The organism is Paralimibaculum aggregatum, from assembly GCF_030270585.1.
In the GTDB taxonomy this organism is placed as follows: domain Bacteria; phylum Pseudomonadota; class Alphaproteobacteria; order Rhodobacterales; family Rhodobacteraceae; genus Thermohalobaculum; species Thermohalobaculum aggregatum.
In genome coordinates this window covers 28,754-54,728 of record NZ_BSYI01000002.1, presented here as the reverse complement: position 1 = coordinate 54,728, position 25,975 = coordinate 28,754, and the positions used below count along the sequence as shown (strand labels likewise).

The window sequence follows — 25,975 nt, the reverse complement described above, 5'->3', positions numbered from 1 at the left end:
GCCCGCCTACAATGTGTGCTGGCGGTGTGCGCGGATCGCTCCTCGCGAGACCGTGCCACGGCGGCGTGCGGCCGCAATGCTGCGCCGCGGTGCGTTTCGGCGGTGCGCGGCTGCAGTGCAGCCCCCGCAACGTGCCGGAGTGGCGCGCGGCTGGAACCTTGTCCCGGCAGGGTGCCTCACGGCGCGCGGTGCTGTTGCCCCGCCGGCGGCGTGTCCCTGCGCTGCGGGCAAGCCTGTCCCGGACGGCGTGTCCGACGGTGCGCGTGCATCACGGTCCTTGATAGGGGTTCCGGTGGCGCGGCTGCATCGCGCCTCCGGCAGCATGCCCTGCGGGGCGCTTGCGCCATGCGCCCGGCCGAACCGGTCCGGCGGCACGCCAGCACCGTCCGCCGGCAGTGGGCTCCGGTGGTGCGGCTGCGTCGCGCCTCTGGCAGGTTGCCCTGCGGGGGGCTCGCGCCACGTTCCCTGCCGAACCGGTCCGGTGGCACGCCAGCACCGCCCGCCGGCAGAGGGCTCCGGTGGCGCTGCTGCATCGCGCCTCCGGCAGCATGCCCTGCGGGGGGCTTGCGCCACGCTCCCTGTCAAACTGGTCTGGCGGCACGCCTGCACCGTCCGCCGGCAGTGTGCTCCGGTAGTGCGTCTGCATCGTGCCTCCGGCAGCATGTCCTGCGGGGTGCTTGCGCCATGCTCCCTGCCGAACGCCAGCACCGCCCGCCGGCAGAGGGCTCCGGTGGTGCTGCTGCATCGCGCCTCCGACAGCATGTCCTGCGGGGTGCTTGCGCCATGCTCCCTGCCGAACCGGTCCGGTGGCAGGCTCGCTTCGTTCTCCGGCAGTGTGCTTCGGTGGCGCGGCTGCATCGGGCCTCTGGCAGGTTGCCCGCGGGGGCCCGCGTCAGGCTCCCGGCCAAACCGGTCCGGCGGCACGGCCTGCCTTGCTTTCCGGTGACCTGCGCTGGCGGCGCGTCTGCATCGTCCTCCGGCCCGGACGGCGTGCCTCGACCGTGCGCGGCTTCGCGGTCCCTGGTGGCGGGGTCCGGCGGGGTGCGTGCGTCGCCCGCCCGGGCAGCGTGTTGTGGCGGGGCGCCGGGGCAGGGCGCGGCTGATCCGGGTGGGGGCGTGGCGGCACGGCGGGCGCGGCGGCGGGCGCGGCGACGACTGCGGCGCGGGGCGCGTCCTGTCCGGCGCCGCAGGGCCGGTGCGGCGGTTCCGGCGGCGCGGCCGCCCGGGATGGGCCCCGGCGCCCGCGGCGGCGTGCGGCTCAGCGCACCACCGCCAGCACCGCGCGGCGGCGGGCGATCTCGGTGCCGTCGCGGCGGATCACCGCGAGGCCCTCGTAGCGGCCCTCCGGCCAGGCGCCGCGCGCCTTGCGCCCGACCCCGCGGAAGAGCTGGGCGCGGTTCCGCGGCAGCGGGTCCTCGGCCTCGGCCAGCACCGCGCCGTCCGGGCCGTAGAGCGTGAGCGCGAGCCGGTCGCCGGCGAGCAGCCCGAAGGCCGAGACCCAGAACACCAGCGCCGGCGCATCGGCGGGCAGCGCGTCGCGGGCGACGGTGCCGGCGCGCACCTCGGCATAGTCCGGCATCCGGTCGAGGAAGCCGTGCCCGAGCAGCCCGCCGGGGGGATGGGGCAGGGGCTCGGCCCAGAGCGCGGCGCCGCCGCTGCCGCAGGGGGTGTCGGCGGTCTGCCCGTCGAAGGGGTCGACCGGGCGGCCCTCCGGATCGCGCAGCGCGAAATGCAGGTGCGGGAACTCGGTGGCGCCGGAGAGGCCGATGCGCCCGAGCCGCTGGCCGGCGGTCACCCGGTCGCTCCTGCGCACGGCGATGCTGCCCTCGGCGAGGTGGCAGTACTGGGTCTCCCAGCCGCCGTCATGGCGGATCGCGACGCCGTTGCCGCAGTCCCGCCCGGCGAGCGCCGGGGCCTCCGGGTCGCCGAGCCGGCGGTCCGGCATCCCGTCGCGCAGGCCGCGCACCACGCCGGGCGCGGCGGCCAGCACATCGACGCCGCGCAGCATCGCGGCACGGTCGACGAGGCGGATATCGGTGCCCTTGTGCCCGTCATAGACGAGCTGGCCGCAGCGGTGATCGGCGGCGCCGGGGCCGGGGTCGCGGTCGGTGAGCTGCTGGATGTGGCAGTCGGTGCCGAGGCTGCAGGCGGCGGGGAAGGCGAGGCCGGGCGGCCCGGCCAGCGCCTCCGGGGCGAGCGCGGCGAGCAGGGCGAGCGCCGCGCCGGCGCGGGCCCCGAGCCCCACCCACCCCGGCCGGCGCCGCGCCCGGTGGCAGGGCTCACGCTCCCCCACCGCTCGGGGCCCGCGCCGGCGCGGCGGCGTTGCACGAGGGATCGGAGGGTGCATCTGGCGGCTCCGCTGGAGGGGAGGAGGGGGCGGGCGCGCATCCCGGGCTGGGGGGCCGCGGGACGGCGGTGCCTGGCGCCGCGCTGCCCGGGCGGGTGGGGCCCGGGATGCGCGCCCGCCGGCGCCGCGTGCGGCGAGGCGGGGACGGGAGGAGCGGAGACGGGCGCCCCGGGCCGGCCGGGGCGCCCGCGGTCACTCGGCGGTGAGCAGCGGCGGCTTGCCGCCCTCGAGCTTCGGCGGGTCCGGCGGCAGCAGCTCGAGCGCCAGCTTGCCGTCGCGCACCACCACCTTGACGAGGCCGCCGGCGGCGAGCTTGCCGAACAGCAGCTCCTCGGCCAGCGGCTTCTTGATGTTCTCCTGGATCACGCGGCCCAGCGGGCGGGCGCCCATGCGGTTGTCGTAGCCCCGCTCGGCGAGCCATTCGGCGGCCGGCTTGCTCAGCTCGATGGAGACGTTGCGCTCCATCAGCTGGGCCTCGAGCTGCAGCACGAACTTGTCGACCACCTGCAGGATCACGTTGCGCGGCAGCGCGCCGAAGGAGATCACCGCGTCGAGCCGGTTGCGGAACTCCGGGCTGAAGGTGCGCTCGATCGCCTCCTCGTCGTCGCCCTCGCGGCTGTCGCGGCCGAAGCCGATGGCGGCGCGGGCGAGATCGGTGGCCCCGGCATTCGAGGTCATGATCAGGATCACGTTGCGGAAACTCACCGACTTGCCGTTGTGGTCGGTCAGCTTGCCGTGGTCCATCACCTGCAGCAGGATGTTGAACACGTCCGGATGCGCCTTCTCGATCTCGTCGAGCAGCAGCACGCAATGCGGGTGCTGGTCGACGCCATCGGTCAGCAGCCCGCCCTGGTCGAAGCCGACATAGCCCGGCGGCGCGCCGATCAGCCGGCTGACCGAGTGCTTCTCCATGTATTCCGACATGTCGAAGCGCAGCAGCTCGACCCCGAGGATCGAGGCGAGCTGGCGGGCCACCTCGGTCTTGCCGACGCCGGTGGGGCCGGCGAACAGGTAGTTGCCGATCGGCTTCTCCGGCTCGCGCAGCCCGGCGCGGGCGAGCTTGATCGCCGAGGCCAGCGCCTCGATGGCGTCGTCCTGGCCGAACACCACGCGCTTCAGGTTGGACTGGAGATCGCGCAGCACCTCGGCATCGTCCTTGCTGACCTGCTTCGGCGGGATCCGGGCGATCTTGGCGACCACCTCCTCGATCTGGGTCTCGCCGATGGTCTCCGAGCGCTCGGCCTTGGGCTTGAGATGCTGCGCCGCGCCGGCCTCGTCGATCACGTCGATCGCCTTGTCGGGCAGCTTGCGGTCGTTGATGTAGCGCGCCGAGAGCTCGACCGCCTGCTTGATCGCCTCGGGGGTGTAGACCACCGAGTGGTGCTTCTCGAAGAACGGCTGCAGGCCGCGCAGGATCTCGGTGGCGTCGTCCTTCGAGGGCTCGGTCACGTCGATCTTCTGGAACCGCCGGCTGAGCGCGCGGTCCTTCTCGAAATGCTGGCGGAACTCGTTGTAGGTGGTGCTGCCCATGCAGCGCAGGGTGCCCTGCTGCAGCGCCGGCTTGAGCAGGTTCGAGGCATCCATCGCGCCGCCGGTGGTGGCGCCGGCGCCGATCACGGTGTGGATCTCGTCGATGAACAGGATCGCGTCCGGGTGATCCTCGAGCTCCTTGATGACGTTCTTCAGCCGCTCCTCGAAATCGCCGCGATAGCGGGTGCCGGCGAGCAGCGCGCCCATGTCGAGCGAATAGATCGTGGTGCTGGAGAGCACCTCCGGCACCTTGCCCTCGACCACCTTCTTGGCCAGCCCCTCGGCGATCGCGGTCTTGCCGACGCCGGGATCGCCGACCAGCAGCGGGTTGTTCTTGCGCCGGCGGCAGAGCACCTGGATGCAGCGCTCGACCTCGGCCTCGCGGCCGATCAGCGGGTCGATCCGGCCCTGCGTCGCCTTGGCGTTGAGATCGACGCAGAACTTGCCGAGCGCGGTCTCGTCGGCCTTGGGCTCGGTGTCGGTCTCGGCCTCGGCTTCCGGCTCGTCGGCGCCGCGCACCACCCGGCTCTCGCCATAGGCGGGGTCCTTGGCGATGCCGTGCGAGATGTAGTTGACCGCGTCGTAGCGGGTCATGTTCTGCTCTTGCAGGAAATAGGCGGCATGGCTCTCGCGCTCGTTGAAGATCGCGACGAGCACGTTGGCCCCTGTCACCTCCGAGCGGCCTGAGCTCTGGACATGGATCGCGGCGCGCTGGATCACGCGCTGGAATCCGGTCGAGGGCGCCGCCTCCGAGCTGTCGTTGTCGTAGACCAGCGCCTCGAGCTCGTTGTCGACGAAGCGGGTCAGGGTGGTGCGCAGCTCGCCGAGATCGACCGAGCAGGCCCGCATCACGCGCGCGGCATCCGGCTCGTCGACGAGGGCCAGCAGCAGGTGCTCGAGGGTGGCGAGCTCGTGACGGCGCGCGTTGGCGAAGCCGATCGCGCGGTGGATCGCGTCTTCGAGACTTGCGGTAAGCGACGGCATCGCGGACTCCTTCCTAGCCTAGGGGCTGTGGGGAACACGGCCGGAAAGGCCAGTCCCTCCCAGATAGTTTGGGCCTGAGCGGCTTGCGATCAAGAAGAAGTTTGCAGCGCAAGCGTTGCGAAGCCGTGAGCGGGGCGCGCCCTTATTCCCAAAGCGGCGCGGGATCAAGCCCCCCGTCACTCCTTCTCCATCGTGCACTGCAACGGGTGCTGGTTCGAGCGGGCGCAGTCCATCACCTGGGTCACCTTGGTCTCGGCGACCTCGTAGGGGTAGACGCCGACCACCGCGACACCCTTGGTGTGGACGGTCATCATCACGTGATAGGCGCTGTCGGTGCTCATGTTGAAGAACCGCTCGAGCACGTAGACGACGAACTCCATCGGCGTGTAGTCGTCGTTGAGCAGCAGCACCTTGTAGAGCGAGGGCCGCTTGGTCTGCGCCCGGGTCTTGACCGCGATGTCGGTGCCGGGGCCGGCCGGGCCCTTCGGCTCGTCGTCCTCGGGGCTGGCCAGGCGCGGGGCCGGGCCGGGCCGGAAAAGCGTTCCGGGAAGCTGCCGTGCTAGCTGCATGTCCATCACGCCGTCCGCTCTGTCGTCATCCTGTCTCACCGGGCTGAATATATCCATGCGGTGCGACGAGAAAAGGGGGCCGGGGCCCCCTTTTCGCTGTCCCTCGATGTTCTTGGTCCGGCTCAGGCGAGCTCGGACTTGACCATGTCGCTGGCGGCGGTGAAGCGCGCGTTCAGCGGCTCGAAGATCTCCTTGGTGGCGGAGGTCATCATCTCGTTGAGCTTGGTCGCCTCGGCGACATAGGCCTCGAGGGCCGATTTCGCGAAGGTGGTCTGCTTCTCGAAGAACTCGGTCATCGACTTGGCGCCGGTCATGTCCTTCGCGGCGGCCAGGCCGTCCTCGTAGGACCGCTTGGCATAGGCGGCGATCTCGGCGTTCATCTCCTCGGCGGCCTTGGCGGCACGCTTCGAGGACGCGACGACGGCCTCGACGTTCTCGCGCGAGAAGTTGCTGACGTCCTCGACCGACTGGGTCATCTTCTCCACAGAGGTCTCCATGGTTTTCTGGGCTTCGGCGGTGAACTCTTCGACGGTGCGGGTGGCTTCGGTGTTCATAATATGATCCTCGCTTTCTGGTCTCGGGCGCTCGGGACCATCCGGCGGCGCCCCGTGTATCACAGGAGCGAAGATGGGGCCTGTGCTGCACTGCGTCAAGAGAGATTTGCTGCGCTGCACAAAAAATTCCGAAGGGCCCTCGCGCCCGCCCGCCCGTCCGCCCCGCCGGCGCCGCGGCGCGCCCCCGCTTCGCCCCCGGCCCGGCCCCGGCTCGCCCCCCGGTTTGCCTCCCGCTTCGCCCCCGGCCCGGCCCCGACTCGCCGCCGGCCCACTCCCGACCCGCCGTGGAATTTCCTTGCATTGCCGTAGCAAAGAGGGATTCTCTAAAGTCACGGCCTATGCTAGGCTGGCAGAACAGGCAGGCACGGCAACGGGGTGTTAACGATCCCGGCAACATAACGATAACCCCCACCAGAGGGGCGAAGAGGCAAGCGATGGTGCAGGAGATACCGCGGGCAGTCCGCAGGCTATTCGGAATCATGGCGGTGGCGCTCTCGGTCGCGCTGGGGGCGGGGCTCGCGGCCCCCGGCCCGGCGGCGGCCGCGCCCTATGCCGCCATCGTCATGGACATGCGAACCGGCAAGGTCGTCCACGCCCGCGGCGCGGACCGGCGCCAGCACCCGGCCTCGCTGACCAAGCTGATGACGCTCTATCTCGCCTTCGAGGCGCTCGAGACCGGCCAGCTCCGGCTCGACCAGAAGGTGCGGATCTCGCGCAAGGCGGCGCGCCAGCCGCCCTCCAAGCTGGGCATGCGCCCGGGCCAGCGGGTCAGCGTGCGCAGCCTGATCCGCGCCACCGCAATCAAGTCCGCCAACGACGCCGCGATGGCGCTGGCCGAGGCGATCGGCGGCAGCCAGCGCGGCTTCGCCCGGCTGATGACCAACAAGGCCCGCGATCTCGGCATGGCGCAGACCACCTTCCGCAACCCGCACGGGCTGACCCAGTCGGGGCACCTCTCCACCGCGCGCGACATGGCGCAGCTCGCGCGCGCGCTCTATTTCGACTTCCCGCAATACTACAACATCTTCGGCCGCCGCTCGGCCACCGCCGCCGGCAAGCGGGTCTACACCACCAACCGCCTGCTCGCGAGCTACAGCGGCGCGGAGGGGATGAAGACCGGCTACACCCGCGCCGCCGGCTACAACCTCGTGGCGGCGGCGAAGCGCGGCAACCGGCGCGTCGTCGCCGTGCTGATGGGCGGCAAGAGCTCGCGCTGGCGCAACCAGCGCATCGCCCGGCTGCTCGACATGGGCTTCAAGCGGGTGCCGGCGCGGGTCGCCGAGATCCCGCCGCAGCGGGCCGGCAAGGGCGACGGCGCGGTGGCGAAGGCGCCGCTGCCGCAGCCGAGGCCCGGCGCCGCCGCCACCGGCATCGCCGCGCTCGGCTCGGCGCTCGCCAGCCCGGCCGCCGCCGCGGCGCGCGATCTCAGCCGCCACGCGCCGCTCTATGCCGAGCTGCCGCGCCCGGCGCCCGGCCGGCGCGCGGCACGGCCCGAGCCGAAGACCGTGCGGCTCGCCTCGGCCGGCAGCCTCGTGGTGCCGGCGGGCGGCGTGCCGGTGCCGGCGGCGCGGCCGCGCGGCGCGGCGGGGGACTGGCAGATCCAGCTCGGCGCCTATCGCGACCGGCAGAGCGCCGAGCGGCGCGTGCGCACCATCGCCAGCGCCGGCATCCCGGTGCTGAGCGAGGGCAGCCCGGCGATCGCCCAGCGCCGCCGGGCGGGGCGCGCGATGTATCTCGTGCGGGTGCAGGGCCTCGGCGCGGACGAGGCCCGCAGCGCCTGCAGCCAGCTCGAGGCCTCGGGCAAGGACTGCATGGCGATCGCGCCCAGCCGCTGATCCGCCAGGATCCGGGACGACGGGGCAGGCGCCTGCGCCCGCCCCACCCCGCCGCCCGGAGCCGGACCGCAAAACCCGCCCCGCTTCGGCGAAACGCCCCCCTCTCCAGCAGCCTCCAGGGCGCCGCGTCCGGCGTCGCGCAGGCCGGCACCGGTCTCCCGCGGCGCGGCGGCGGGCGTTTCGCGGGCCCCGGCGGAGGGGCGCCCGTTGCAGCCGGTGCACACTTCGAAACGCGCCGCGGGCGGGGCGGGGGCGAGACAGGGCGACGCCGGACGCGGCGCCCTCGAGGCGGCCGGAGAAGGGGCGCGGCGGTTGTGCAGGGCCCCGCCCGGCGCCGCCGCGCCGCCAGGGGCCGGTCACTCGTGCTTCGTGCGGCAAAGGCGCCGGTTGCCACCGGGCGGATCGGCGGGACCGCGCCGCGGGCGGGACGACGGCCACGCGGCGCCCGGCCCGGCGCGGCGCTCCGCCCGCGGTCTCAGCGCCGGCCGATCGAGCTGTAGGCGAAGCCCGCCGCGCGCGCCTCGGCCGGGCGGTAGACGTTGCGCAGGTCGACCAGCACGTCGCCGTGCATGGCCGCCTTCAGCCGCACGAGGTCGAGCGCGCGGAACGCGTTCCACTCGGTCAGCAGCACCAGCGCATCCGCCTCGGCCGCCGCGGCATAGGGGTCGGCCTCCCAGATCACCCCGGGCAGCAGCGCCTCGCCCTCCTTGCGGCCCTCCGGATCGCAGACCCGCACCTCGGCGCCGGCGCCGATCAGCGCCGGCACGATGGTCAGCGCCGGCGCGTCGCGCATGTCGTCGGTGTTGGGCTTGAAGGTGACGCCGAGCACGCCGATGCGCCGGCCGGCGACGCGGTCGTCCATCGCCAGCATGATGCGCTCGACCATCGCCCGCTTGCGCGCCGCGTTGACCTCCATCACGGTCTCGACGATGCGCACCGGCGCGGCGTGCTGGCGCCCGGTCTGGGCCAGCGCCGCGGTGTCCTTGGGGAAGCAGGAGCCGCCATAGCCCGGGCCCGGATGCAGGAATTTCGGCCCGATGCGCCCGTCGAGCCCGATCCCCTTGGCGACCTGCTGCACGTCGGCGCCGGTCTTCTCGCAGAGATCGGCGATCTCGTTGATGAAGGTGATCTTGGTCGCCAGGAAGGCATTGGCGGCATACTTGATCATCTCGGCGCTCTCGACATCGGTGAACAGCACCGGCGTCTCGCGGAGGTTGAGCGGGCGGTAGATCTCGTTGAGCACCGCCTGCGCGCGCGGGCTGGCGGTGCCGCAGACCACGCGGTCGGGGCGCATGAAATCCTCGATCGCCGCGCCCTCGCGCAGGAATTCGGGGTTGGAGGCGATGTCGACATCGGCCTCCGGCGCGACCTCGGCGATGATCCGGCCGACCTCGCGGTTGGTGCCCACCGGCACGGTCGACTTGGTGACCACCACCGTGTAGCCGCTGAGATGCCGCGCGATCTCGCGCGCCGCGGCATAGACGAAGGTGAGATCGGCATGGCCGTCGCCGCGGCGGGTCGGGGTGCCGACGGCGATGAACACCGCGTCGGCCTCGGCCACCGCGCCGGCCAGGTCGGTGGAGAAGGCGAGCCGCCCGGCGGCGGTGTTGCGGGCCAGCAGGTCGTCGAGCCCGGGCTCGAAGATCGGCACCCGGCCGGCCCTCAGCTCCTCGATCTTGGCGGCGTTGTTGTCGACGCAGACGACATCATGCCCGAAATCCGAGAAGCAGGTGCCGGAGACGAGGCCGACATAGCCCGACCCGATCATCACGATCCGCATGGCATCCTCCGCCGTTTGCCAGATGGCTCCCCGGGGAACGCGGCCTCAGCGGACCGGGCCGACCCCGGGCAGTTTGAGCGCCTTCACCATGTCGCGCACTTCCTGCCGCGCAGCGATATGGCTGAGGGTGAGATTGATGAAGCCGGACTGCTTGAGATCGAGCAGGGTCAGCCCGTTGAGAAACAGCTCACGGAAGATCACCCGCTCGGAGAAGCCGGGCACGATGCGGAAGCCGATCCGCGAGGCCAGGTCCTCGAGCACGTTGGAGACCTTGCGCTTGTTGCGGCTCTCGAGCTGGGCCATGCGGTTGCGCAGCACCACCCAGTCGGTCGGGCCGAGGCGGGCCGAGGCGCGGCGCTGGCGCGAGGTCCAGACCATCTCGGAATAGACCGAGGGGCCCTTGACCTTGTTGGTCGCCGGATCGACCCGGCCGAGCAGGTCGAAATCCACCATCGAATCGTTGATCGGGGTGATCAGCGTGTCGGCCGCGGCATGGGCCGACTGGGTCAGCGCGCTGACCGCGCCGGGGGTGTCGATCACGATGAAGGCGCAGGTCGAGGAGAGCTTGTCGATGGCGCCCTCGAGATTGGCCCGGTCCTCCTCGTTCGCGGTCTCGCGATGCGAGGCGCCGGAGCGGGCCAGCTCGATCATCCGCGGCAGCTTGAGCGGCGTGCCCTCGCGCGCGCCGTAGGCGTGGCGGTTCTCGAGATAGCGGAAGAAGCTCTTCTGGCGCAGGTCGAGGTCGAGCGCGCCGACCTCGTGGCCGTCACGCAGCAGCGCCACGAGAAGGTGCATCGCGGTGGTCGACTTGCCGGACCCGCCCTTCTCGTTGCCGAGCACGATCACATGCGCTCGCGCCATCGCGCCGCCACCCCTCGTCTGGCGCGGGCCGCGGTCGGCCGGGCCCGCCTGCTTCGGGCGCCCCCGGGGCGCCCGCGATCAGAAGCCGAAGCCCTCGAACTTCTTCTTGAACTTGGAGACCCGGCCGCCGGCATCCATGAGCCGCTGGTTGCCGCCGGTCCAGGCCGGATGCACGGTGGGGTCGATCTCGAGCGCGATCGTGTCGCCCTCGGCGCCATAGGTCGAGCGCATCTGGACGATGTCGCCATTGGTCATCTTGACGTCGACGACGTGGTATTCGGGATGGATGTCGGCTTTCATCGGTCGGATCTCTCGTCTGGCGGGTCGCAACTCTGCCGGCGGGTCGGTGCCCGGCGGCGCAGCAATTCGGAACCGGCCTGATAGGCGATTTGGCGCCGGCCTGCAAGTCCCCGCAAGGCGCGGGGCGGCGGCGGCGCCCAGGTTTACGCGAACGTCAGCATATCGGGTGCCGCGCGGGGCGAATCAAGCCTTATCCGCCATGTCAATAAAAATAATCTTCAGAGCGCGAAAATTTTCCTTGGCCCCGCGATTGCCCGGAGCATGACCGGGCAGCGCTCGCCGACGAGCCCCCCGGAGACACGGACCAAGCGAAAGGACAAGACCGATGGACATGAAGCACATTCGCCCGATCCGCGCCCAGGCCAACAAGGTTCGCCGGGCGATCGACAAGCTGATGCAGACCGAGGAGCAGCTCTGCCGCCAGCTCAACAACCCGAATCTCTCGGAGGAGGAGCTGGCGCCGATCCGCCGCCGCTTCGACCGGGCGAACAGCGAGCTGGAGCGCGAGTTTGCCCGGCAGGACCGGCTGCTGATCGCCGCCGCCCGCCAGGAGGGCAAGTGAGCGATGCCGGCGGCGGGGCTCAGCCCTCGCCGTCGGCCCCGTTGGCCCTGTCGGCCCCGCCTGCCCCGTCGGCCGCCCCGCGCTTCGGTGCCGGGCGGCCGATCCACAGCAGCACCGGCACCGCCAGCAGCGGCGTCACCACGATGCCGGCGACGAAGCAGGTGAACGGGTTGCGCCCCTGCCGGCGCCCGATCCAGGCGGCCAACGCGGCGCCGCCGATCCAGACGGCATAGAAGACCAGGCGGTCGGTCTCGGGCATCGGGCCTCCTCAGGCGGTGCCGTAATGCGCCTCGTAGAGCGGCGCCAGGCTGTGCTCGGAGAACAGCGAGCTGACCGAGGTATCCTTGCTGACATTGACGATGGCCTGGGCGAACAGCGGCGCCACCGAGACCACGCGGATGTTCGGCGCCGCGCGCACCGCCTCGGTCGGGGCGATCGAATCGGTGATCACGAGGCTCGACATCACCGAGGAGCTGATGCGCTCCACCGCCGGGCCCGAGAGCACGCCGTGCGAGATGTAGGCATGGACCTCGGCGGCGCCCTCGTCCTTCAGCAGCTTGGCCGCCTTGCAGAGCGTGCCGGCGGTGTCGCAGATGTCGTCGACGATGATGCAGGCCTTGCCCTCGACATTGCCGATCAGCACCATCTCGTCGATCACCCCGGCGCGCGGGCGGTTCTTGTCGACGATGGCGAGCCCGGCATCGATCCGCTTGGCCAGGTCGCGGGCGCGCACCACGCCGCCGACATCGGGGCTGACCACGGTGATCCCGGCCTCCGGCTTCAGCCGGTGCTTGATGTCGAGCGCGAACAGCGGCGCCGCATAGAGGTTGTCGACGGGAATGTCGAAGAAGCCCTGGATCTGCCCGGCATGCAGGTCGAGGGTCAGCACCCGGTCGATGCCGGCGGCCTCGATCATGTTGGCGACCAGCTTGGAGGAGATCGGCGTGCGCGCCGAGGTCCGCCGGTCCTGCCGGGCATAGCCGAAATAGGGCATCACCGCGGTGATCCGCTTGGCCGAGGAGCGGCGCAGCGCATCGGTGATGATGAGCAGCTCCATCAGGTTGTCGTTGGCCGGCTTCGAGGTCGGCTGCACGATGAAGACGTCCTCGCCGCGGACATTGTCGTGGATCTCGACCCAGACCTCGCTGTCGTTGAAGCGCTCGACCCGCGCCGAGGTCGGCCCGAACTGCCCGCCCTGGTGCACCCCGATGCGCCGGGCGATGGCCTCGGCCAGCGGTGCATTGGCATTGCCCGCGATGATCTTCATTTCGTCGGATGGCCGCATCTCTTCCCCCACACGCCGCGCTCCGCCCCCGCCGCCGGGCCCGCGCCCGCGCAACCGGCGGAGAGTCGGGCGCCTTCTTGCACACCGCCGGCGATGCCGCAAGGCGGGCCCGCCGCCTCCCCCACCCCTGCGATGTCGCGGCGGTTGCGAGGACATCGTGGCCCACCCATGGTCGGCGGCGGGGCGGGGCGGGCTCAGCCGCCGGCGAAATAATCCTCGGCGGCGACGAATCCGGCGAGCCGCGCGGCCTCGCCCCAGGCCTTCTGGCGCCGGTCCGGGCCGATCAGCACCACGGTGTCGCCGGGCAGCCGCTGCAGGTCGAGCACCGCGCGGATCGCCCGGCGCCGGGCGCCGTTGCTCGGCTCCGGGTCGGGCAGCGGGCCGCGGGCGGCGAAGGCGATGCCCAGCGCCTCGGCCGGGGCCCGCGCCGCGCCGCCGCGCCCGGCCAGCAGCAGCCGCTCGCCGGGCGCGAGGCCGCCGAGCCGGGCCTGGCGCAGCGCCGCCGGGGCGGCCAGCAGGGCGCCGCCGGTCAGCAGCAGCGCCGCGACGTCGCGCCCGGTGCCGAGGCGGATCGAGGCATAGACCGGGTAGGGCAGCCCCAGCGCCGCGGCCCGCGCCACATGCCGGCGGACGAGCTCGAGCGGCGCCTTCGGCAGCCCCTCGGCCCGCGCCTTCTTCCAGGCGAAGGCCCGCCAGGCGCGCCCGGCGTCGAGCGGCGGGCCCTGGTTGTGCCCGAGCCGGGAGCCCGACTGCCAGCTGCCCGCCGCCTTCTCGCCCGCCGGTCTCGTGCTTGCCGTCGTCCCGCCTGCCATCTTCGTGCCCGCTGTTTTCGCGCCTGCCGTTTTCGTGCCTGCCGTCATCGCCTGCTTCCCCTGTCGGCCGCCGGGCCGGTTCCGGTCTCGAGCGCCGGCGGCGCAGCGGCGCGCCCGGCGCGCAGCGCCTGCGCCGCCTCGACCTGGCGCGCGGTCTCGGCGCTCGCCGCGGTGAGCTCGGCCAGCAGCCCGGCGAGGTCGCGCCGCTCGAGCCGCGCCGCGATCCGGGCATGGCGCAGCGCGATCGCCGCGCGGTCGTGCCCGCGATAGGTCAGCCGGTTGAGCAGCGGCTGGATCGCATCGATCACCGCCGCCGCCTGCAGCGTCAGCAGCGGGTTGCCGGTGGCCTCGGCGAAGACCCGGTGGAAGCGCACATCCGAGGCGCAGAACTCGACATCCGTCGTCGCCTCCGCCCGCTGCAGCGCGATCTCCGCCCGCATCGCCGCGAGATGCCCGGCGCCGCGCCGCGCCACCGCCAGCGGCGCGCAGGCGGTGAGCAGCGCCAGCCGCGCCTCGGCCACCGCGTCGGGCGAGGTCGGGTCCATGCCGAGCATCAGGGTCAGCGTCGCCGCGGTCTGCTCGCGCGCCTCGGCCCAGCCGAGCCGGTTGACGAAGCTGCCGCCCGCGGCGCCGCGCCGGGTGCGGATCAGGTTCTGCGCCGCCAGCCGCTTCAGCGCCTCGCGCAGGGTCGGGCGCGACACCGCGAAGCGCGCCGCCAGCTCCTGCTCGCCGGGCAGCCTTGCATCCGGCCCGAGCCGGCCCTCGACGATGAGCTGGCGGATCTCCGCCGCGATGCGCTCCGGCGCCGGGGCGCCGGCGCCCTCGCGCCCGCTCTCCGCGCGCCCGGCTTCCGCGCGCCCGGTCTCCGCGCCGTCCTCGTGGTCGCTGCCGCTGCCTGCCATGCCGTTCCGCGCCATCCTGCCGCTGCTGCCCGTGCCGCACGGGCGGTGTCCTGCTCCCTTTTGCCTCAGCGAATCCGCGATGTCTTGTCAAACCGTCAAATGTCTGACCATTGTGGCGCAACCCCAGCGGCAGCACAGATGGAGGGAACCCATGCCGTTTCGCGCGCTGATCGTCGACAAGGCCGAGGACGGGACCGTCACCCCCGCGATCCAGTCCATCGAGGAGGACCGCCTGCCCGAGGCCCCGGGCGAGAGCGTCACCGTGGATGTCAGCCACACCACGCTGAACTACAAGGACGGGCTCTGCCTCACCGGCGGCGGCGGGCTGGTGCGCAAGTATCCGCATGTGCCGGGGATCGACTTCGCCGGCACCGTGCGCAGCTCCGAGGTGGCGGAGTTCTCGCCGGGCGATCCGGTGGTGCTGACCGGCTGGCGCGTCGGCGAGGCCTGGTGGGGCGGCTATGCCGAGCGGGCGCGGGTCAAGGGCAAGTGGCTGGTGCCGCTGCCCGAGGGGCTGAGCGCGGCGCAGGCGATGGCGGTGGGCACCGCGGGCTTCACCGCGATGCTGGCGGTGATGGCGCTGGAGGATCACGGGCTGAAGCCGGAGAACGGCCCGGTGCTGGTGACCGGGGCGGCCGGCGGCGTCGGCTCGGTGGCGACCGCGATCCTCGGCCGGCTCGGCTACGAGGTGGTGGCGGTGACCGGGCGGCCGGAGACCGGGGACTATCTCAGGCGCCTCGGCGCAGCGCGCATCCTGCCCCGCGACGAGATCAACGAGACGGTCAAGCGGCCGCTGGAGAGCGAGACCTGGGCGGGCTGCGTCGATGCCGTCGGCGGGGCGATGCTGGCCCGGGTGCTCGGGCAGATGAAATACGGCTGCTCGGTGGCCTCGGTGGGGCTCGCCGGCGGCGCGGCGCTGCCGGCCACGGTGATCCCCTTCCTGCTGCGCGGGGTGAACCTGCTCGGAATCGATTCGGTGATGCGCCCGCGCGCCGACCGGATCGCCGCCTGGGGCCGGATCGCCCGCGATCTCGACATGGACCTGCTCGACAGCATGACGGTCGCGGCGACGCTGGAGGAGCTGCCGGCGCTCGGGCCGAAGATCCTCGAGGGCGGGGTCAAGGGCCGCGTGGTGGTGGCGCTCTGAGCCGCCGGCGCGGCGCGGGGAGGCGGCCCGACCTTGCGGCCTCCGCCCCGGCTGCGCCGGGACGGAGATTCCCCCCTTGCTCGGTCCGTCGCTTCGCTGGACCGAGCGCCGCGGCCCCGCGGCGGCGCACCGATTGGCGATGGCGGCGCGCGCCGTGGGTGGGCCGCGATGCCCGCGAAGCCGCCGCGACGGTGCAGGGGTGGGGCGCGCGCCGCCCTGCTTGACCTCTCCCGGACCATCGCCTAATCGGGAGGCGTCCGTGCCCTGCGCGGGCTGCCGGCGGCCGCCCTGGCCGGCCGGCTCGGCTGGAAGACCTGCCTGATCGGGGTGTGCCCCTGTCCGGGCCGGCACTCCCCTGAACCGCGACCCGAGGGGAGGGCAAGACGCATGACCGCCACTGCCGACACCGACATCACCGACACCGCCGCCGCCGCACCCGCGCTCGACATCGCGCATGTCCGCGCCGCGTTCCCGGCCCTGGCCGAGCCGACGCTCGCCGGCTGGGCCTTCTTCGAGAATGCCGGCGGCTCCTATCCCTGCCGCCAGGTGCTGCGCCGGCTGACCGAGTTCTACACCCGCACCAAGGTGCAGCCCTATGCGCCCTATCCGGCCGCGCGCCGCGCCGGGGCCTGGATGGACGAGGCGGTCGAGCGGCTCGCGCCCTGGCTCGGCGTCGCGCCGGACTGGCTGCATGTCGGGCCCTCGACCAGCCAGAACACCTATGTGCTGGCGCAGGCCTTCCGGCGGCATCTCAGGGGCCGCGCCGGCGCCGAGATCGTCGTCACCGAGCAGGACCACGAGGCCAACAGCGGCGTCTGGCGCCGGCTCGCCGAGGAGGGCATCACGATCCGCGAGTGGCAGGTGGACCCCGGCACCGGCCGGCTCGACCCGGCGGCGCTCGACGCGCTGCTCTCCGAGCGCACGGCGCTGGTCGCCTTCCCGCACTGCTCCAACATCGTCGGCGCGATCAACCCGGTGGCGGAGATCACCGCGAAGGTGCGCGCCGCCGGTGCCGTCTCGGTGGTCGACGGGGTCTCCTATGCGCCGCACGGGCTGCCGGACGTGGCCGCGCTCGGGGCGGATGTCTACCTGTTCTCGGCCTACAAGACCTACGGGCCGCATCAGGGGGTGATGGTGGCCGACCCGGCGCTGGTCGACCGGCTGCCCTGCGAGGGGCACGGCTTCAACGCCGGCTACCGCGCCAAGCGGCTCACCCCGGCCGGGCCGGACCATGCCCAGGTGGCGGCGCTGGCCGGCATCGCCGACTATTTCGACGACCTGCACAGCCATCACTTCGCCAGCAACGCCGCGGCGGACGGCCGGGCCGCCCGGGTGCGCGGCCTGATGCGCGGGGCCGAGATCGCGCGGGCGGCGCCGCTGCTCGCCTATCTCGAGGGCCGCAACGATCTGCGCGTGCTCGGGCCGACCGATCCGGCCGGCCGCGCCCCCACCGTGTCGATCGCCCATGCCCGCCCCGGCGAGGCGCTGGCGGCGGCGCTGGCGGAGCACCGGATCATGGCCGGCGGCGGCGATTTCTATGCCCCGCGTGTGATCCGCGCCATGGGCGAGGACCCGGAGCACGGCGTGCTGCGGCTCTCCTTCGTGCACTATACCAGCGCGGAGGAGATCGACCGGCTGATCGCCGCGCTCGACCGGGTGCTCTGAGCGCGATGCGCATCGTCGGCGGGCGGTTCGGCGGGCATCGGCTGGCGGCTCCCGGGGCCGATGGCGGCGGCGCGGCGCATCTGCGCCCGACCTCCGACCGGGTGCGCGAGGCGCTCTTCAACCTTCTGGCGCATGGCGCCTATCCGCCGCTCGAGGGCGCCCGGGTGCTGGATCTCTTCGCCGGCACCGGGGCGCTCGGGCTCGAGGCGCTCTCGCGCGGCGCGGCGCGGGCGGTCTTCGTCGACGATTTCCCGAAGTCCCGCGCGCTGATTCGCGAGAATGTCGAGCGGCTCGGCCTCACCGGGGTCAGCAAGATCTGGCGGCGCGACGCCACCCGCCTCGGCCCGTGCCGCGACGCGCCCTTCGACCTCGTGTTCCTCGACCCGCCCTATGGCAGCGATCTCGGCCTGCGGGCGCATGGCTCGGCGCTGGCCGGGGGCTGGCTGGCGCCGGGGGCGCTGCTGGTCTGGGAGAGCCCCGCGGCCGAGCCGGCGCCGGCGCCCGAGGGCGCCGAGGCGGTGGACAGCCGCCGCTATGGCGAGAGCCGGATCACGCTGCTGCTCCAGGGCGCCGCCGCGGGCTAGCCCGTGCACCCGCCGCGGCGCTCTGCTATGAGATCGCCAGGCAGACCGGGGCGCGCACGACGGGGCAGCCCAGACAGGGAGAGACGGCCCATGAAGATCGGAGCGGAGACGCCGGCGGTGGTGACCGGGGGGGCGAGCGGCCTCGGCGAGGCCTGCGCGCGGCTGCTGGCCGGGCGCGGCGCGCCGGTGACGCTGCTCGACCGCGACGCGGCGCGCGGCCAGGCGGTGGCGGCCGAGATCGGCGCGCGCTTCGCCGAGACCGACGTCACCCGCGACGACAGCGTGGCGGCGGCGCTCGAGGCCGCGTCGGCGGCGCACGGGCCGGCGCGGATCGCCATCAACTGCGCCGGGATCGCGCCGGCGGCCAAGGTCGCGGGCTCGAAGGGCGCGCATCCGATGGATCTCTTCGAGGCGGTGGTCGCGGTCAACCTCTTCGGCACCATGCGGGTGATGGCGATGGCGGCGCAGGCGATGCGCGGGCTCGAGCCGCTTGGCGCGGACGGCGAGCGCGGGGTGATCGTCAACACCGCCTCGGTCGCCGCCTATGAGGGGCAGATCGGGCAGGCCGCCTATGCCGCGTCGAAGGGCGGCGTCGCGGCGCTCACCCTGCCGGCGGCGCGCGATCTGACCCGCGACGGCATCCGCGTCTGCGCCATCGCGCCCGGCACCTTCGCGACGCCGATGCTGAAGGCGCTGCCGGAGGAGGTGCAGGCCAGCCTCGCGCAGCAGGTGCCCTATCCCTCCCGCCTCGGCGACCCGGCGGAGTTCGCGCGCCTCGCCGGCTTCATCGTCGAGACCGCCTACATGAACGGCGAGGTGATCCGCATCGACGGCGCGATCCGCATGGGGATGCGCTGAGCGCCGCCCCGATCCCGCACCGCTGACCGCCCGGCCTGCCCCGGATTACGTCGAGGCAGTTTGATACTTCTCGTTTTCGCCGAATCCTATACAATTTCAGATGTAGTTCGTAAGTATGATTATTCAAGGAGTGAAATATGCGCAGTCTCGTTTCAGCCGTCGCCCTCTCTCTCGGTCTTGGTGCCGGTGCGGCGCAGGCGGTGGTGATCGGCGGCAGCTATGACGTCAATCCCGCCCTCGGAGTGGAGAGTTTCGGACCGGCAACCGGGAGCTACTCGACGAACTCCCACAGCTATGCCGATATCGGCGCGCTCGGGAACAACTGGGGCGGGGTGTTCATCGACGACAGCGCCGCCCAGCGCCGGCTCAACTTCCTCGGCTCCGATCCCGGGGCGGGCAACGCCAATGTCTATCTCGAGGCGTTCTTCATCAACACCATCCTCAACATTCCCGGCATCGACATCATCGCCTTCGAATCGGGCGATACCCCGACCGATGCCGCGAACAACCCGGTGCCGGCGAACGACCCGACCAACGACGAGGTGGAGAACCTCTCCGCCAGCCTCACCGGCGCGGCCGGCACGTTTGCCGATTTCACCGTGCTCGGCTTTCTCACCGATGCCCAGGTCGGCGGCTCCGCCACCAGCTTCGGCGTCTATGTGCTGGGGCTCGATCTCGGCGATCTCGGGCTGGCCGAGGGCGATTTCGTCAGCTCGCTGGTGTTCGGCAATTCGGCGAGCCTGCTCGACCACGACCCGGACATCGTCTGGGGCGGCGGCGTGACCGGGGCGGAGGGGCCGGTGGTGCCGGTGCCGGCGGCGCTGCCGCTGCTGCTCTCGGCGCTCGGGATGCTGGGCCTGCTGCGGCGGCGGGCGGCGGCCGCGCGCGCGTGACTGTTCCCTGCGGCGACGAATCCGGCTAGATGCTGGCGCGGACCGTCATGCAACCAGGGAAGGACATGCGATGATCGAGACCGGACAGAAGCTCCCCGAGGCGACGCTGCTCGAGATGACCGCGGAAGGCCCCGGCCAGGTCACCACCGCCGAGCTCTTCGGCGGCAAGACCGTGGCGCTCTTCGCGGTGCCCGGCGCCTTCACGCCGACCTGCTCCAACACCCATGTGCCGAGCTTCGTCAACGGCATGGACGCGCTGAAGGCGCGGGGCGTCGACGCGGTGGTCTGCCTCTCGGTGAACGACCCCTTCGTGATGGGTGCCTGGGGGGCCGCGACCGGCGCCTCGGAGGCCGGCATCCGCATGGTGGGCGACCCGGCGGGCGGCTTCGTCAAGGCAATGGGGCTCGACTTCTCGGCCGATGTGGTGGGCCTCGTCGGCCGCGCCAAGCGCTTCGCCGCGCTGGTCGAGGACGGCACGGTCAAGGTGCTGAAGATCGAGGACAATCCGGGCGAGGCGGGCAACACCTCCGCCGAGGCCCTGATGGCCGCGATGGCGGGCTGAGGCGCCGCCCGATCCGGCCGGCATCCGGGGGCCTTCCCCGGGCGCCGGCGCCCTGCCTGCGCGCGGTCGCCCCTGCGGCCTGTGGCCCCTGCGGCCTGTCGCCCCTGCGCCCAGTCGCCCCTGCGGCCGGTCGCCCCTGCGCTCAGTCGCCCTTGCGGAACGGCGTCATCCGCGCCAGCGCCGCGCTCTCCTCGGCGACCGCCTGGCGCTCGCCCTTGAGATAGCGCCGCACCGCCGCCTGCAGCCCCGGATGGGTCAGGTGGTGCAGCGAATGCGTGGTCACCGGCGCATAGCCGCGGGCCAGCTTGTGATCGCCCTGCGCGCCGGCCTCGACCCGGGCCAGCCCCTCGGCGATGGCGAAGTCGATCGCCTGATAGTAGCAGGTCTCGAAATGCAGGCAGGGGTGGTGCTCGGTGCAGCCCCAGTAGCGCCCGAACAGCACCTCCCGCCCGATCACGTTCATCGCCCCGGCGATCCAGCGGCCCTCGCGGGCGCAGAACACCAGGAGGATGTCGTCGCGCAGCCGCGCCTGCGCGATCTCGAAGAAGGCGCGGGTGAGATAGGGCGTGCCCCATTTGCGGCTGCCGGTGTCCTGGTAGAAGCGCCAGAAGGCGTCCCAGTGCTCGGGGCGGATGTCGTCGCCGGTGAGCCAGTGGATGGTCACGCCGTTCTCGGTGGCGCGGGCGCGCTCCTTCCGCACCGCCTTGCGCTTGCGCGAGGCCAGATCGGCGAGGAAACCCTCGAAGCTGCCATAGCCGCGGTTCTCCCAGTGGAACTGCTGGTCGGTGCGCTGCAGCAGGCCGAGCCGGCCGCCGAGGCGCCATTCCGCCTCGGTGCAGAAGGTCACGTGCAGCGAGGAGAGCTCGCTGGCCTCGGCGATCTCCACCGCCGCCTGCAGCAGCGCGCCGCGCAGGCTGTCGGCGGCCACCGGCGCATCCGGCCGCACCAGCAGCCGCGGGCCGGTGGCCGGGGTGAAGGGCACCGCCGACTGCAGCTTGGGATAGTAGTCCCCGCCGGCATGGTGGAAGGCATGGGCCCAGGAATGGTCGAAGACATACTCGCCCTGGCTGTGGCCCTTGAGATAGAGCGGCATCGCCGCCACCGCGCGCCCGTCGATGCGGGCGACGAGGTGGTGCGGCGCCCAGCCGGTCTCGGGCGTGGCCGAGCCGCTCTCCTCGAAGGCGGCGAGCCAGGCATGGGTCAGGAAGGGTTGCAGCGGGCGCCCGCCATCGGCGCGCTCGGGCGCCGCGCAGGCATCCCAGTCGGCCGCCGGGATGCTCTCCATGCCGCGGTGCAGCTCGACCTGCAGCTCGGCGCCGTCCTCCGCCGCTGGCCCGGCAGAGGGGTCCTCGGGCTCGCCATCCATCGCCGCCATCGGGGCCTCCCTCGCAACCGCAGCACAACCGAGAGGTTGGGGGATCCGGCGCCGCCGTCAAGGCCCGCGGTTCGGCCCGCGACGGGGTTCGTGACTGGGCCCGTGGCCGGGACCGTGACCGGGGTCGCGGCGAAGGCCGGGCGGCGGCGCGGGAAATGGCCCCGCCGCGCCGGCGGGGCCGGGGCGGCTCACTCCTCGCGCGCCGCCCGGTTGATATAGTCCATCATCGGCTTGACGATGTAGTTCAGCGGCGTGCGCTCGCCGGTCTGGATATGGGTCTCCACCGGCATGCCGGCGACCAGCTCCAGCCCCTCGAGCTTCTCCAGCTCGCCGTCCTTCAGCTCGATATCGACCTTGTAGAACTGCGCGCCGGTGGCCTCGTCGGTGAACACGTCGGGCGACTTGCGCACGACATAGCCGAACAGCTCCGGCGTGGTGCGGGTGTTGAAGGCGGAGAAGCGCAGCACCGTGTCCTGGCCGGGATAGACCACGTCGATGTTGATCGGCTCGACCTTGGCCTCGATCACCATGCCGGTATCGGTGGGCACGATGAACAGGATCGGATCGGCCGGGCGGATCACCGATTTCAGCGCGAAGACCCGCTTGTCGTAGACGATGCCGCCGCGCGGCGCGCGGATGTCGAGCCGGTCGAGCTGCTCCTTGAGCTGGATCCGCCGCTGCTTCAGCTCGAGCTCGCGGAAGCCGATCTCGCGCAGCTCGGAGATCGCCTCCTCGCGGCGGGTGTCCTTCATCCGGAGCTGCTCGATCTCGATCTCCGAGATCTGCCCCTTGAGCCGGGCGTTCTGCGAGGTCATCTGCCCGAGCTGGCCGGCGAGGCGGGCCTTCTCGCGCTTGCGGCTGACGACGCGCTCGTTGGTGGTGAGGCCCCGGTCGGCGAGGCTCACGAGATCCTCGAGCTCGTCCTCGATCAGGGCGATCTGCTCGCCGAGCGCGTTGAGCTCGGCCTCGGTGCCGAGGATCTGCTCCTCGATCTGCGCCTGGCGCTCGCCCATCACCTCGATCTCGCGATCCATGGTCTGGCGCCGCGCCTCGAAGAGGTTGCGCTGGCCCTGCACGAGGATCGCCACGTCGGGATCGGCCTCCGCCGCCTCCAGCAGCTCCTGGTCGAAGGTGATGGTGTCGAGCTCGGCCTGCTCGGCCATCAGCCGGCCGCGCCGGGCCATCAGCTCGAACAGCTGGCCCTCGAGCGCGATCAGCTCGGAGCGCAGCGAGGTGCCGTCGAGCCGCACGAGGACCTCGCCGCCCTCGACCCGGTCGCCCTCCTCGACGAGGATCTCGCCGACCACCCCGCCATCGGGGTGCTGCACCACCTGCTGCTGCCCGGTGACGCGCAGCGAGCCCTGCGCCACCACGGCGCCGGCGAGCTTGGCGGTGGCGCCCCAGGTGCCGAGGCCGCCGACCAGCAGCGCCACGCCGATCAGCCCGAGCCGGACATAGCCGCGGGCGCTCCACTTGTCGCCCTTGGCGGCGGGGGCGGCCTGGGCGGCGGGGGCCGGTGCCGGCCCTTGCAGCTTGAGCGTCATTGCTTGTCCCCCTTGCCGAACATCGAGGCGGGATCCATCGAGATGGTCGCGCCGATCGCCGGCTGGCCGGGCTTGGAGGGCTGGCCCGCCGCGGGCTGGGCAGCCGCGGCCGCGGGCTGCGCCGCCTGGCCCGCCGTGGCCGCCTGGCCGGCCTGGGCACCGGCCGCGCCGCTCCGGGCGCCGCCCTTGCCGCCGACCAGCTGGGGATAGTTGCGCGTGCGTTTCTTCAGCACCTCGTCGCGCGGGCCGAAGTCCACCTGCAGGCCCTTGTCGATCATCAGCAGCAGGTCGCAGGCGGCGATCGCCGAGGGCCGGTGCGCCATCACCACCACGGTCTTGCCGCGGGACTTGGCGTCGCGGATCGCGTCGACCAGCGCCTGCTCGCCCTGGGCGTCGAGGTTGGCGTTGGGCTCGTCGAGCACCAGCACCGGCGGATCGCCATAGAGCGCGCGGGCCAGCGCCACGCGCTGGCGCTGGCCGCCCGAGAGCCGGCCGCCGCCATAGCCGATCTGGGTGTTGTAGCCCTGCGGCAGGCTCAGCAGCAGGTCATGCGCCCCGGCGCGCTGCGAGGCGAGCACCACCTGGGCGTCGTCCGGCTGCGTCGAGAGGCGGGCGATGTTCTCCGCCACCGAGCCGGCGAAGAGGCCGATATCCTGCGCGAGATAGCCGATATGCTTGCCGAGCTCCTCGTGCGGCCACTGGTCGAGCGCGGCGCCGTCGAGCCGCACCTTGCCGGCGGCCGGCGGCCAGACCCCGGTGAGCACCTTGGCCAGCGTCGACTTGCCGGCGCCCGAGGGGCCGATCACGCCGATTGCCTGGCCGGGCTCGACCTTGAAGGAGATGCCGCGCAGCGCCGGCACGTCCTCGCCGGGCGCCAGCACCGAGACCTTCTGCACGTCGAGATAGCCCTTCGGCTTCGGCAGCTCGGTCTTGCGGCCCTCCGGCGCGATGCGCTCCAGCATCTCGCCGAGCGAGCGCCAGCCGCGCACCGCCCGCTGCGCGCCGGACCACTGGCCGATGGCCTGCTCGATCGGCGCCAGCGCGCGGCCCATCAGGATCGAGCCGGCGATCATCATGCCGGGCGAGATCTCCTGGTAGAGCACCAGCCAGGCGCCGACCGCGAGCATCACCGACTGCAGGTAGAAGCGCAGCGCCTTCGAGGAGGAGGAGTAGGACGAGGTCCGGTCCGAGGCCAGCAGCTGCTTCTCCAGCGCCTCCTGGCGGAGCGCCTCCCAGCGCGCCTTGCCGGCCTTGTGCATGCCGAGGCCCTGCACCACCTCGGCGTTCTGGCGCATCGCCTCGCCGAGGTTCTCCGCCTCGTAGCTCGCCGCCTGGTATTCGGCGTTGGGCTCCTTCGAGCGCTGCTGGTTGAGCGCGGTGAGGGTGATCAGGATGATCCCGCCGCCGACCGCGACGAAGCCCATCAGCGGGTGGAAGAGGAAGATCAGCGCCAGGAAGATCGGCGTCCAGGGCACGTCGAAGAGGGCGAAGGGCGCCGGGCTCGAGAGCAGGCCGCGGATCGAATCGAGATCGCGCGCGGCGGTGTTCGGCCGGGCCCGCTCGGCCGGCGAGACCGAGCGGCGCAGGATCGCCGAGAACACCCGGCTGTCGAGCAGGCTCTGGAACCGCGCGCCGGCGCGGGCCAGCACCCGGCCGCGGGCGAAGTCGAGGATGCCGAACATCCCGAACAGCGCCGTGACGAGGATCAGCAGCGCGACGAGCGTCTCCTCCGAGCGGCTGGTCAGCACCCGGTCATAGGTCTGGAGCATGAACAGCGGACCCGTGAGCATCAGCAGGTTCACGAATACGCTGAAGATTGCGACGTTGGTGAAGTGCCATCGGCATTCGCCCATGGCCTTGCGCAATTCGGCTACGCCGTGTTCTCTCTTCATATCCGGTTCCGTCTCGCGGTGGGCGGGGCGCGTGAGCCGCGCATATGGCGCTGTGCCGTCGCCCCGGCCGCCTGGGCCGCTCTATCCGCTGCGGGACTGGCACCACGGCCCGTCGGTGCGTTGCGCCCGCATTCCGGGTCGGTGACCGACCCGCATGGCTCCGTCACTACCGCTTTGCCCCAGCCACGGCAAGCGCCATCAGCCTTGCCGGTCAAGCCGTAACAGACGGTTAAGCGCAACACACCTGGCCGGCCATGCGATCGCCCATTTGCAGCCGCATCCGGATCGCATAAGTCAGGTCCCGGACAGGTCGGCCTGACGGCCGGCGCGCGCGGGCGAGCCCCGCCACAGCAAGCGAAGAGGAGAGCCACAAGATGAGCCTCACCCGTCGGACCATCCTGCATGGCGGCGCCGCCGCATTCCTGGCCGCCGGCACCGCGGTGCTCGCGCCCTCCGCGGCGGCCGCGCTCGAGGCGGAGGCCGCGATGGAGCATGTGCGCGCCGCCGTCGACGAGGTGATCGCGCTCGCCTCGAGCCCCGGCGCGGCGGAAACCAAGGCCAAGCCGCTGGCGCGGATCCTCACCCAGTATGCCGCGATGCCGCAGATCGCGCGCTTCGCCGCCGGGCCGATCTGGCGCGAGATGAACGCCGACCAGCAGGGCCGCTTCGAGAAGGCCTTCCTGACCTTCCTCTCCGGCGTCTATGCCCGCCGCTTCGCCGATTATGCCGGGCAGTCGGTGACCATCGACAAGGTCGAGGACGACGGCCGCCGGGGCCTGCGCGTCAAGAGCCAGGTCAGCCAGCCGAGCTCGACCCCGGTGATGGTGGACTGGCTGGTCTCCGACCGGCCGGGCCGCGTGGTGATCGCCGATATCGTGATCGAGGGGGTCTCGCTGCTGGTCACCCAGCGCGAGGAGGTCGGCGCGATGCTCTCGGCCCGCAACGGCGACGTGGAGCGGCTGATCGCCGATCTCGCCGCCTCCTGACCGGCGCGCCCGGGCGGGCGGGGCGACCCGCCCGAAGGCCCGGCGGCGCGCGCGTGCCGCCGGCGCCCCTGCGCGCTCCCGCCGGTCCGCCGCAGCGCCCGGGCGAGCGGGATAGTCCGCCGGGGCCGCGCCCTGATCCGCGGGCAGG

At 72.6% G+C, this 25,975-nt stretch carries 23 protein-coding genes; 9 read left to right on the top strand and 14 right to left on the bottom strand.

The window, feature by feature from the left end; all coding sequences use genetic code 11:
• Nucleotides 1-1,258: 1,258 nt before the first annotated feature.
• From QSJ97_RS01460 to QSJ97_RS01445, 4 genes are all read right to left on the bottom strand, one after another.
• Nucleotides 1,259-2,245 carry a M23 family metallopeptidase gene (locus QSJ97_RS01460; RefSeq protein WP_285669709.1) on the bottom strand — a complete coding sequence of 329 codons (987 nt, stop codon included), beginning with the start codon at nucleotides 2,243-2,245 and terminating at the stop codon, nucleotides 1,259-1,261.
• A 294-nt stretch (nucleotides 2,246-2,539) separates the two neighbouring features.
• Entirely contained in the window at nucleotides 2,540-4,861 is a 2,322-nt protein-coding gene (clpA, locus tag QSJ97_RS01455; protein WP_285669708.1) for an ATP-dependent Clp protease ATP-binding subunit ClpA, read from the bottom strand.
• 176 nt (nucleotides 4,862-5,037) lie between these two features.
• Complete coding sequence (gene clpS, locus QSJ97_RS01450) at nucleotides 5,038-5,430, bottom strand: ATP-dependent Clp protease adapter ClpS (RefSeq protein ID WP_434220876.1); 393 nt, start codon at nucleotides 5,428-5,430, stop codon at nucleotides 5,038-5,040.
• 122 nt (nucleotides 5,431-5,552) lie between these two features.
• Nucleotides 5,553-5,984, bottom strand: coding sequence for a phasin family protein (locus QSJ97_RS01445; RefSeq protein WP_285669706.1), 432 nt, complete (start codon nucleotides 5,982-5,984; stop codon nucleotides 5,553-5,555).
• 434 nt (nucleotides 5,985-6,418) lie between these two features.
• Here QSJ97_RS01445 and QSJ97_RS01440 point away from each other — a divergent pair, with 434 nt between their 5' ends.
• Complete coding sequence (locus QSJ97_RS01440; RefSeq protein ID WP_285669705.1) at nucleotides 6,419-7,819, top strand: serine hydrolase; 1,401 nt, start codon at nucleotides 6,419-6,421, stop codon at nucleotides 7,817-7,819.
• 475 nt (nucleotides 7,820-8,294) lie between these two features.
• On the opposite strand, the gene QSJ97_RS01435 is transcribed toward QSJ97_RS01440, so the two are convergent.
• The 3 genes from QSJ97_RS01435 to rpmE all read right to left on the bottom strand — a co-directional run bounded on the left by QSJ97_RS01435 (nucleotide 8,295) and on the right by rpmE (nucleotide 10,760).
• On the bottom strand, nucleotides 8,295-9,599 hold the full coding sequence (locus QSJ97_RS01435; protein WP_285669704.1) for a UDP-glucose dehydrogenase family protein: 1,305 nt from the start codon (nucleotides 9,597-9,599) through the stop codon (nucleotides 8,295-8,297).
• A gap of 45 nt (nucleotides 9,600-9,644) precedes the next feature.
• The gene (locus QSJ97_RS01430) at nucleotides 9,645-10,460 is read right to left on the bottom strand and encodes a division plane positioning ATPase MipZ (protein ID WP_285669703.1); all 816 of its coding nucleotides are present in this window, start codon (nucleotides 10,458-10,460) and stop codon (nucleotides 9,645-9,647) included.
• A 78-nt stretch (nucleotides 10,461-10,538) separates the two neighbouring features.
• Nucleotides 10,539-10,760 carry a 50S ribosomal protein L31 gene (rpmE, locus tag QSJ97_RS01425; protein WP_285669702.1) on the bottom strand — a complete coding sequence of 74 codons (222 nt, stop codon included), beginning with the start codon at nucleotides 10,758-10,760 and terminating at the stop codon, nucleotides 10,539-10,541.
• A gap of 325 nt (nucleotides 10,761-11,085) precedes the next feature.
• Between rpmE and QSJ97_RS01420 the strand changes: the two genes are divergently transcribed.
• The gene (locus QSJ97_RS01420) at nucleotides 11,086-11,322 is read left to right on the top strand and encodes a hypothetical protein (RefSeq protein ID WP_285669701.1); all 237 of its coding nucleotides are present in this window, start codon (nucleotides 11,086-11,088) and stop codon (nucleotides 11,320-11,322) included.
• A 19-nt stretch (nucleotides 11,323-11,341) separates the two neighbouring features.
• On the opposite strand, the gene QSJ97_RS01415 is transcribed toward QSJ97_RS01420, so the two are convergent.
• The 4 genes from QSJ97_RS01415 to QSJ97_RS01400 form a co-directional block, all read right to left on the bottom strand.
• Complete coding sequence (locus QSJ97_RS01415) at nucleotides 11,342-11,581, bottom strand: hypothetical protein (RefSeq protein WP_285669700.1); 240 nt, start codon at nucleotides 11,579-11,581, stop codon at nucleotides 11,342-11,344.
• Nucleotides 11,582-11,590: 9 nt separating this feature from the next.
• On the bottom strand, nucleotides 11,591-12,607 hold the full coding sequence (locus QSJ97_RS01410; protein ID WP_285669699.1) for a ribose-phosphate pyrophosphokinase: 1,017 nt from the start codon (nucleotides 12,605-12,607) through the stop codon (nucleotides 11,591-11,593).
• 194 nt (nucleotides 12,608-12,801) lie between these two features.
• Nucleotides 12,802-13,419 (bottom strand): hypothetical protein, encoded by a 618-nt coding sequence (locus tag QSJ97_RS01405; RefSeq protein ID WP_285669698.1) that lies wholly within the window; start codon nucleotides 13,417-13,419, stop codon nucleotides 12,802-12,804.
• A 44-nt stretch (nucleotides 13,420-13,463) separates the two neighbouring features.
• Nucleotides 13,464-14,321, bottom strand: coding sequence for a FadR/GntR family transcriptional regulator (locus QSJ97_RS01400; protein WP_285669697.1), 858 nt, complete (start codon nucleotides 14,319-14,321; stop codon nucleotides 13,464-13,466).
• A gap of 151 nt (nucleotides 14,322-14,472) precedes the next feature.
• On the opposite strand from QSJ97_RS01400, the gene QSJ97_RS01395 reads away from it, so the two are divergent.
• From QSJ97_RS01395 to QSJ97_RS01370, 6 genes are all read left to right on the top strand, one after another.
• Entirely contained in the window at nucleotides 14,473-15,468 is a 996-nt protein-coding gene (locus QSJ97_RS01395) for an MDR family oxidoreductase (protein WP_285669696.1), read from the top strand.
• A 387-nt stretch (nucleotides 15,469-15,855) separates the two neighbouring features.
• Nucleotides 15,856-17,133: an aminotransferase class V-fold PLP-dependent enzyme gene (locus QSJ97_RS01390; protein WP_285669695.1), complete on the top strand. Its 1,278-nt coding sequence runs from the start codon at nucleotides 15,856-15,858 to the stop codon at nucleotides 17,131-17,133.
• 5 nt (nucleotides 17,134-17,138) lie between these two features.
• The gene (rsmD, locus tag QSJ97_RS01385) at nucleotides 17,139-17,717 is read left to right on the top strand and encodes a 16S rRNA (guanine(966)-N(2))-methyltransferase RsmD (protein ID WP_285669694.1); all 579 of its coding nucleotides are present in this window, start codon (nucleotides 17,139-17,141) and stop codon (nucleotides 17,715-17,717) included.
• Between the two features lie 90 nt (nucleotides 17,718-17,807).
• Nucleotides 17,808-18,575 carry an SDR family NAD(P)-dependent oxidoreductase gene (locus QSJ97_RS01380; protein ID WP_285669693.1) on the top strand — a complete coding sequence of 256 codons (768 nt, stop codon included), beginning with the start codon at nucleotides 17,808-17,810 and terminating at the stop codon, nucleotides 18,573-18,575.
• Between the two features lie 137 nt (nucleotides 18,576-18,712).
• A complete protein-coding gene (locus QSJ97_RS01375; protein ID WP_285669692.1) occupies nucleotides 18,713-19,468 on the top strand; it encodes a hypothetical protein in 756 nt (251 codons plus the stop codon).
• A gap of 70 nt (nucleotides 19,469-19,538) precedes the next feature.
• Nucleotides 19,539-20,030 (top strand): peroxiredoxin, encoded by a 492-nt coding sequence (locus tag QSJ97_RS01370; RefSeq protein WP_285669691.1) that lies wholly within the window; start codon nucleotides 19,539-19,541, stop codon nucleotides 20,028-20,030.
• Nucleotides 20,031-20,172: 142 nt separating this feature from the next.
• On the opposite strand, the gene QSJ97_RS01365 is transcribed toward QSJ97_RS01370, so the two are convergent.
• From QSJ97_RS01365 to QSJ97_RS01355, 3 genes are all read right to left on the bottom strand, one after another.
• Entirely contained in the window at nucleotides 20,173-21,405 is a 1,233-nt protein-coding gene (locus QSJ97_RS01365) for a GNAT family N-acetyltransferase (RefSeq protein ID WP_285669690.1), read from the bottom strand.
• 188 nt (nucleotides 21,406-21,593) lie between these two features.
• Nucleotides 21,594-22,949: an HlyD family type I secretion periplasmic adaptor subunit gene (locus tag QSJ97_RS01360; RefSeq protein WP_285669689.1), complete on the bottom strand. Its 1,356-nt coding sequence runs from the start codon at nucleotides 22,947-22,949 to the stop codon at nucleotides 21,594-21,596.
• Nucleotides 22,946-24,841, bottom strand: coding sequence for a type I secretion system permease/ATPase (locus QSJ97_RS01355; protein ID WP_285669688.1), 1,896 nt, complete (start codon nucleotides 24,839-24,841; stop codon nucleotides 22,946-22,948). Before QSJ97_RS01355 ends, QSJ97_RS01360 begins: the two co-directional genes overlap by 4 nt.
• A 374-nt stretch (nucleotides 24,842-25,215) precedes the next feature.
• Here QSJ97_RS01355 and QSJ97_RS01350 point away from each other — a divergent pair, with 374 nt between their 5' ends.
• Nucleotides 25,216-25,827 (top strand): MlaC/ttg2D family ABC transporter substrate-binding protein, encoded by a 612-nt coding sequence (locus QSJ97_RS01350; RefSeq protein WP_285669687.1) that lies wholly within the window; start codon nucleotides 25,216-25,218, stop codon nucleotides 25,825-25,827.
• Nucleotides 25,828-25,975: the final 148 nt, after the last annotated feature.

Excerpts from the sequence above, each read along its gene's own strand:
- clpA (WP_285669708.1), bottom strand. The coding sequence starts at position 4,861 with ATGCCGTCGCTTACCGCAAGTCTCGAAGACGCGATCCACCGCGCGATC.
- clpS (WP_434220876.1), bottom strand. The coding sequence starts at position 5,430 with ATGCAGCTAGCACGGCAGCTTCCCGGAACGCTTTTCCGGCCCGGCCCG.
- QSJ97_RS01445 (WP_285669706.1), bottom strand. The coding sequence starts at position 5,984 with ATGAACACCGAAGCCACCCGCACCGTCGAAGAGTTCACCGCCGAAGCC.
- QSJ97_RS01440 (WP_285669705.1), top strand. The coding sequence starts at position 6,419 with ATGGTGCAGGAGATACCGCGGGCAGTCCGCAGGCTATTCGGAATCATG.
- QSJ97_RS01435 (WP_285669704.1), bottom strand. The coding sequence starts at position 9,599 with ATGCGGATCGTGATGATCGGGTCGGGCTATGTCGGCCTCGTCTCCGGC.
- QSJ97_RS01430 (WP_285669703.1), bottom strand. The coding sequence starts at position 10,460 with ATGGCGCGAGCGCATGTGATCGTGCTCGGCAACGAGAAGGGCGGGTCC.
- rpmE (WP_285669702.1), bottom strand. The coding sequence starts at position 10,760 with ATGAAAGCCGACATCCATCCCGAATACCACGTCGTCGACGTCAAGATG.
- QSJ97_RS01420 (WP_285669701.1), top strand. The coding sequence starts at position 11,086 with ATGGACATGAAGCACATTCGCCCGATCCGCGCCCAGGCCAACAAGGTT.
- QSJ97_RS01415 (WP_285669700.1), bottom strand. The coding sequence starts at position 11,581 with ATGCCCGAGACCGACCGCCTGGTCTTCTATGCCGTCTGGATCGGCGGC.
- QSJ97_RS01410 (WP_285669699.1), bottom strand. The coding sequence starts at position 12,607 with ATGCGGCCATCCGACGAAATGAAGATCATCGCGGGCAATGCCAATGCA.
- QSJ97_RS01405 (WP_285669698.1), bottom strand. The coding sequence starts at position 13,419 with ATGGCAGGCGGGACGACGGCAAGCACGAGACCGGCGGGCGAGAAGGCG.
- QSJ97_RS01400 (WP_285669697.1), bottom strand. The coding sequence starts at position 14,321 with ATGGCAGGCAGCGGCAGCGACCACGAGGACGGCGCGGAGACCGGGCGC.
- QSJ97_RS01395 (WP_285669696.1), top strand. The coding sequence starts at position 14,473 with ATGCCGTTTCGCGCGCTGATCGTCGACAAGGCCGAGGACGGGACCGTC.
- QSJ97_RS01390 (WP_285669695.1), top strand. The coding sequence starts at position 15,856 with ATGACCGCCACTGCCGACACCGACATCACCGACACCGCCGCCGCCGCA.
- rsmD (WP_285669694.1), top strand. The coding sequence starts at position 17,139 with ATGCGCATCGTCGGCGGGCGGTTCGGCGGGCATCGGCTGGCGGCTCCC.
- QSJ97_RS01380 (WP_285669693.1), top strand. The coding sequence starts at position 17,808 with ATGAAGATCGGAGCGGAGACGCCGGCGGTGGTGACCGGGGGGGCGAGC.
- QSJ97_RS01375 (WP_285669692.1), top strand. The coding sequence starts at position 18,713 with ATGCGCAGTCTCGTTTCAGCCGTCGCCCTCTCTCTCGGTCTTGGTGCC.
- QSJ97_RS01370 (WP_285669691.1), top strand. The coding sequence starts at position 19,539 with ATGATCGAGACCGGACAGAAGCTCCCCGAGGCGACGCTGCTCGAGATG.
- QSJ97_RS01365 (WP_285669690.1), bottom strand. The coding sequence starts at position 21,405 with ATGGCGGCGATGGATGGCGAGCCCGAGGACCCCTCTGCCGGGCCAGCG.
- QSJ97_RS01360 (WP_285669689.1), bottom strand. The coding sequence starts at position 22,949 with ATGACGCTCAAGCTGCAAGGGCCGGCACCGGCCCCCGCCGCCCAGGCC.
- QSJ97_RS01355 (WP_285669688.1), bottom strand. The coding sequence starts at position 24,841 with ATGAAGAGAGAACACGGCGTAGCCGAATTGCGCAAGGCCATGGGCGAA.
- QSJ97_RS01350 (WP_285669687.1), top strand. The coding sequence starts at position 25,216 with ATGAGCCTCACCCGTCGGACCATCCTGCATGGCGGCGCCGCCGCATTC.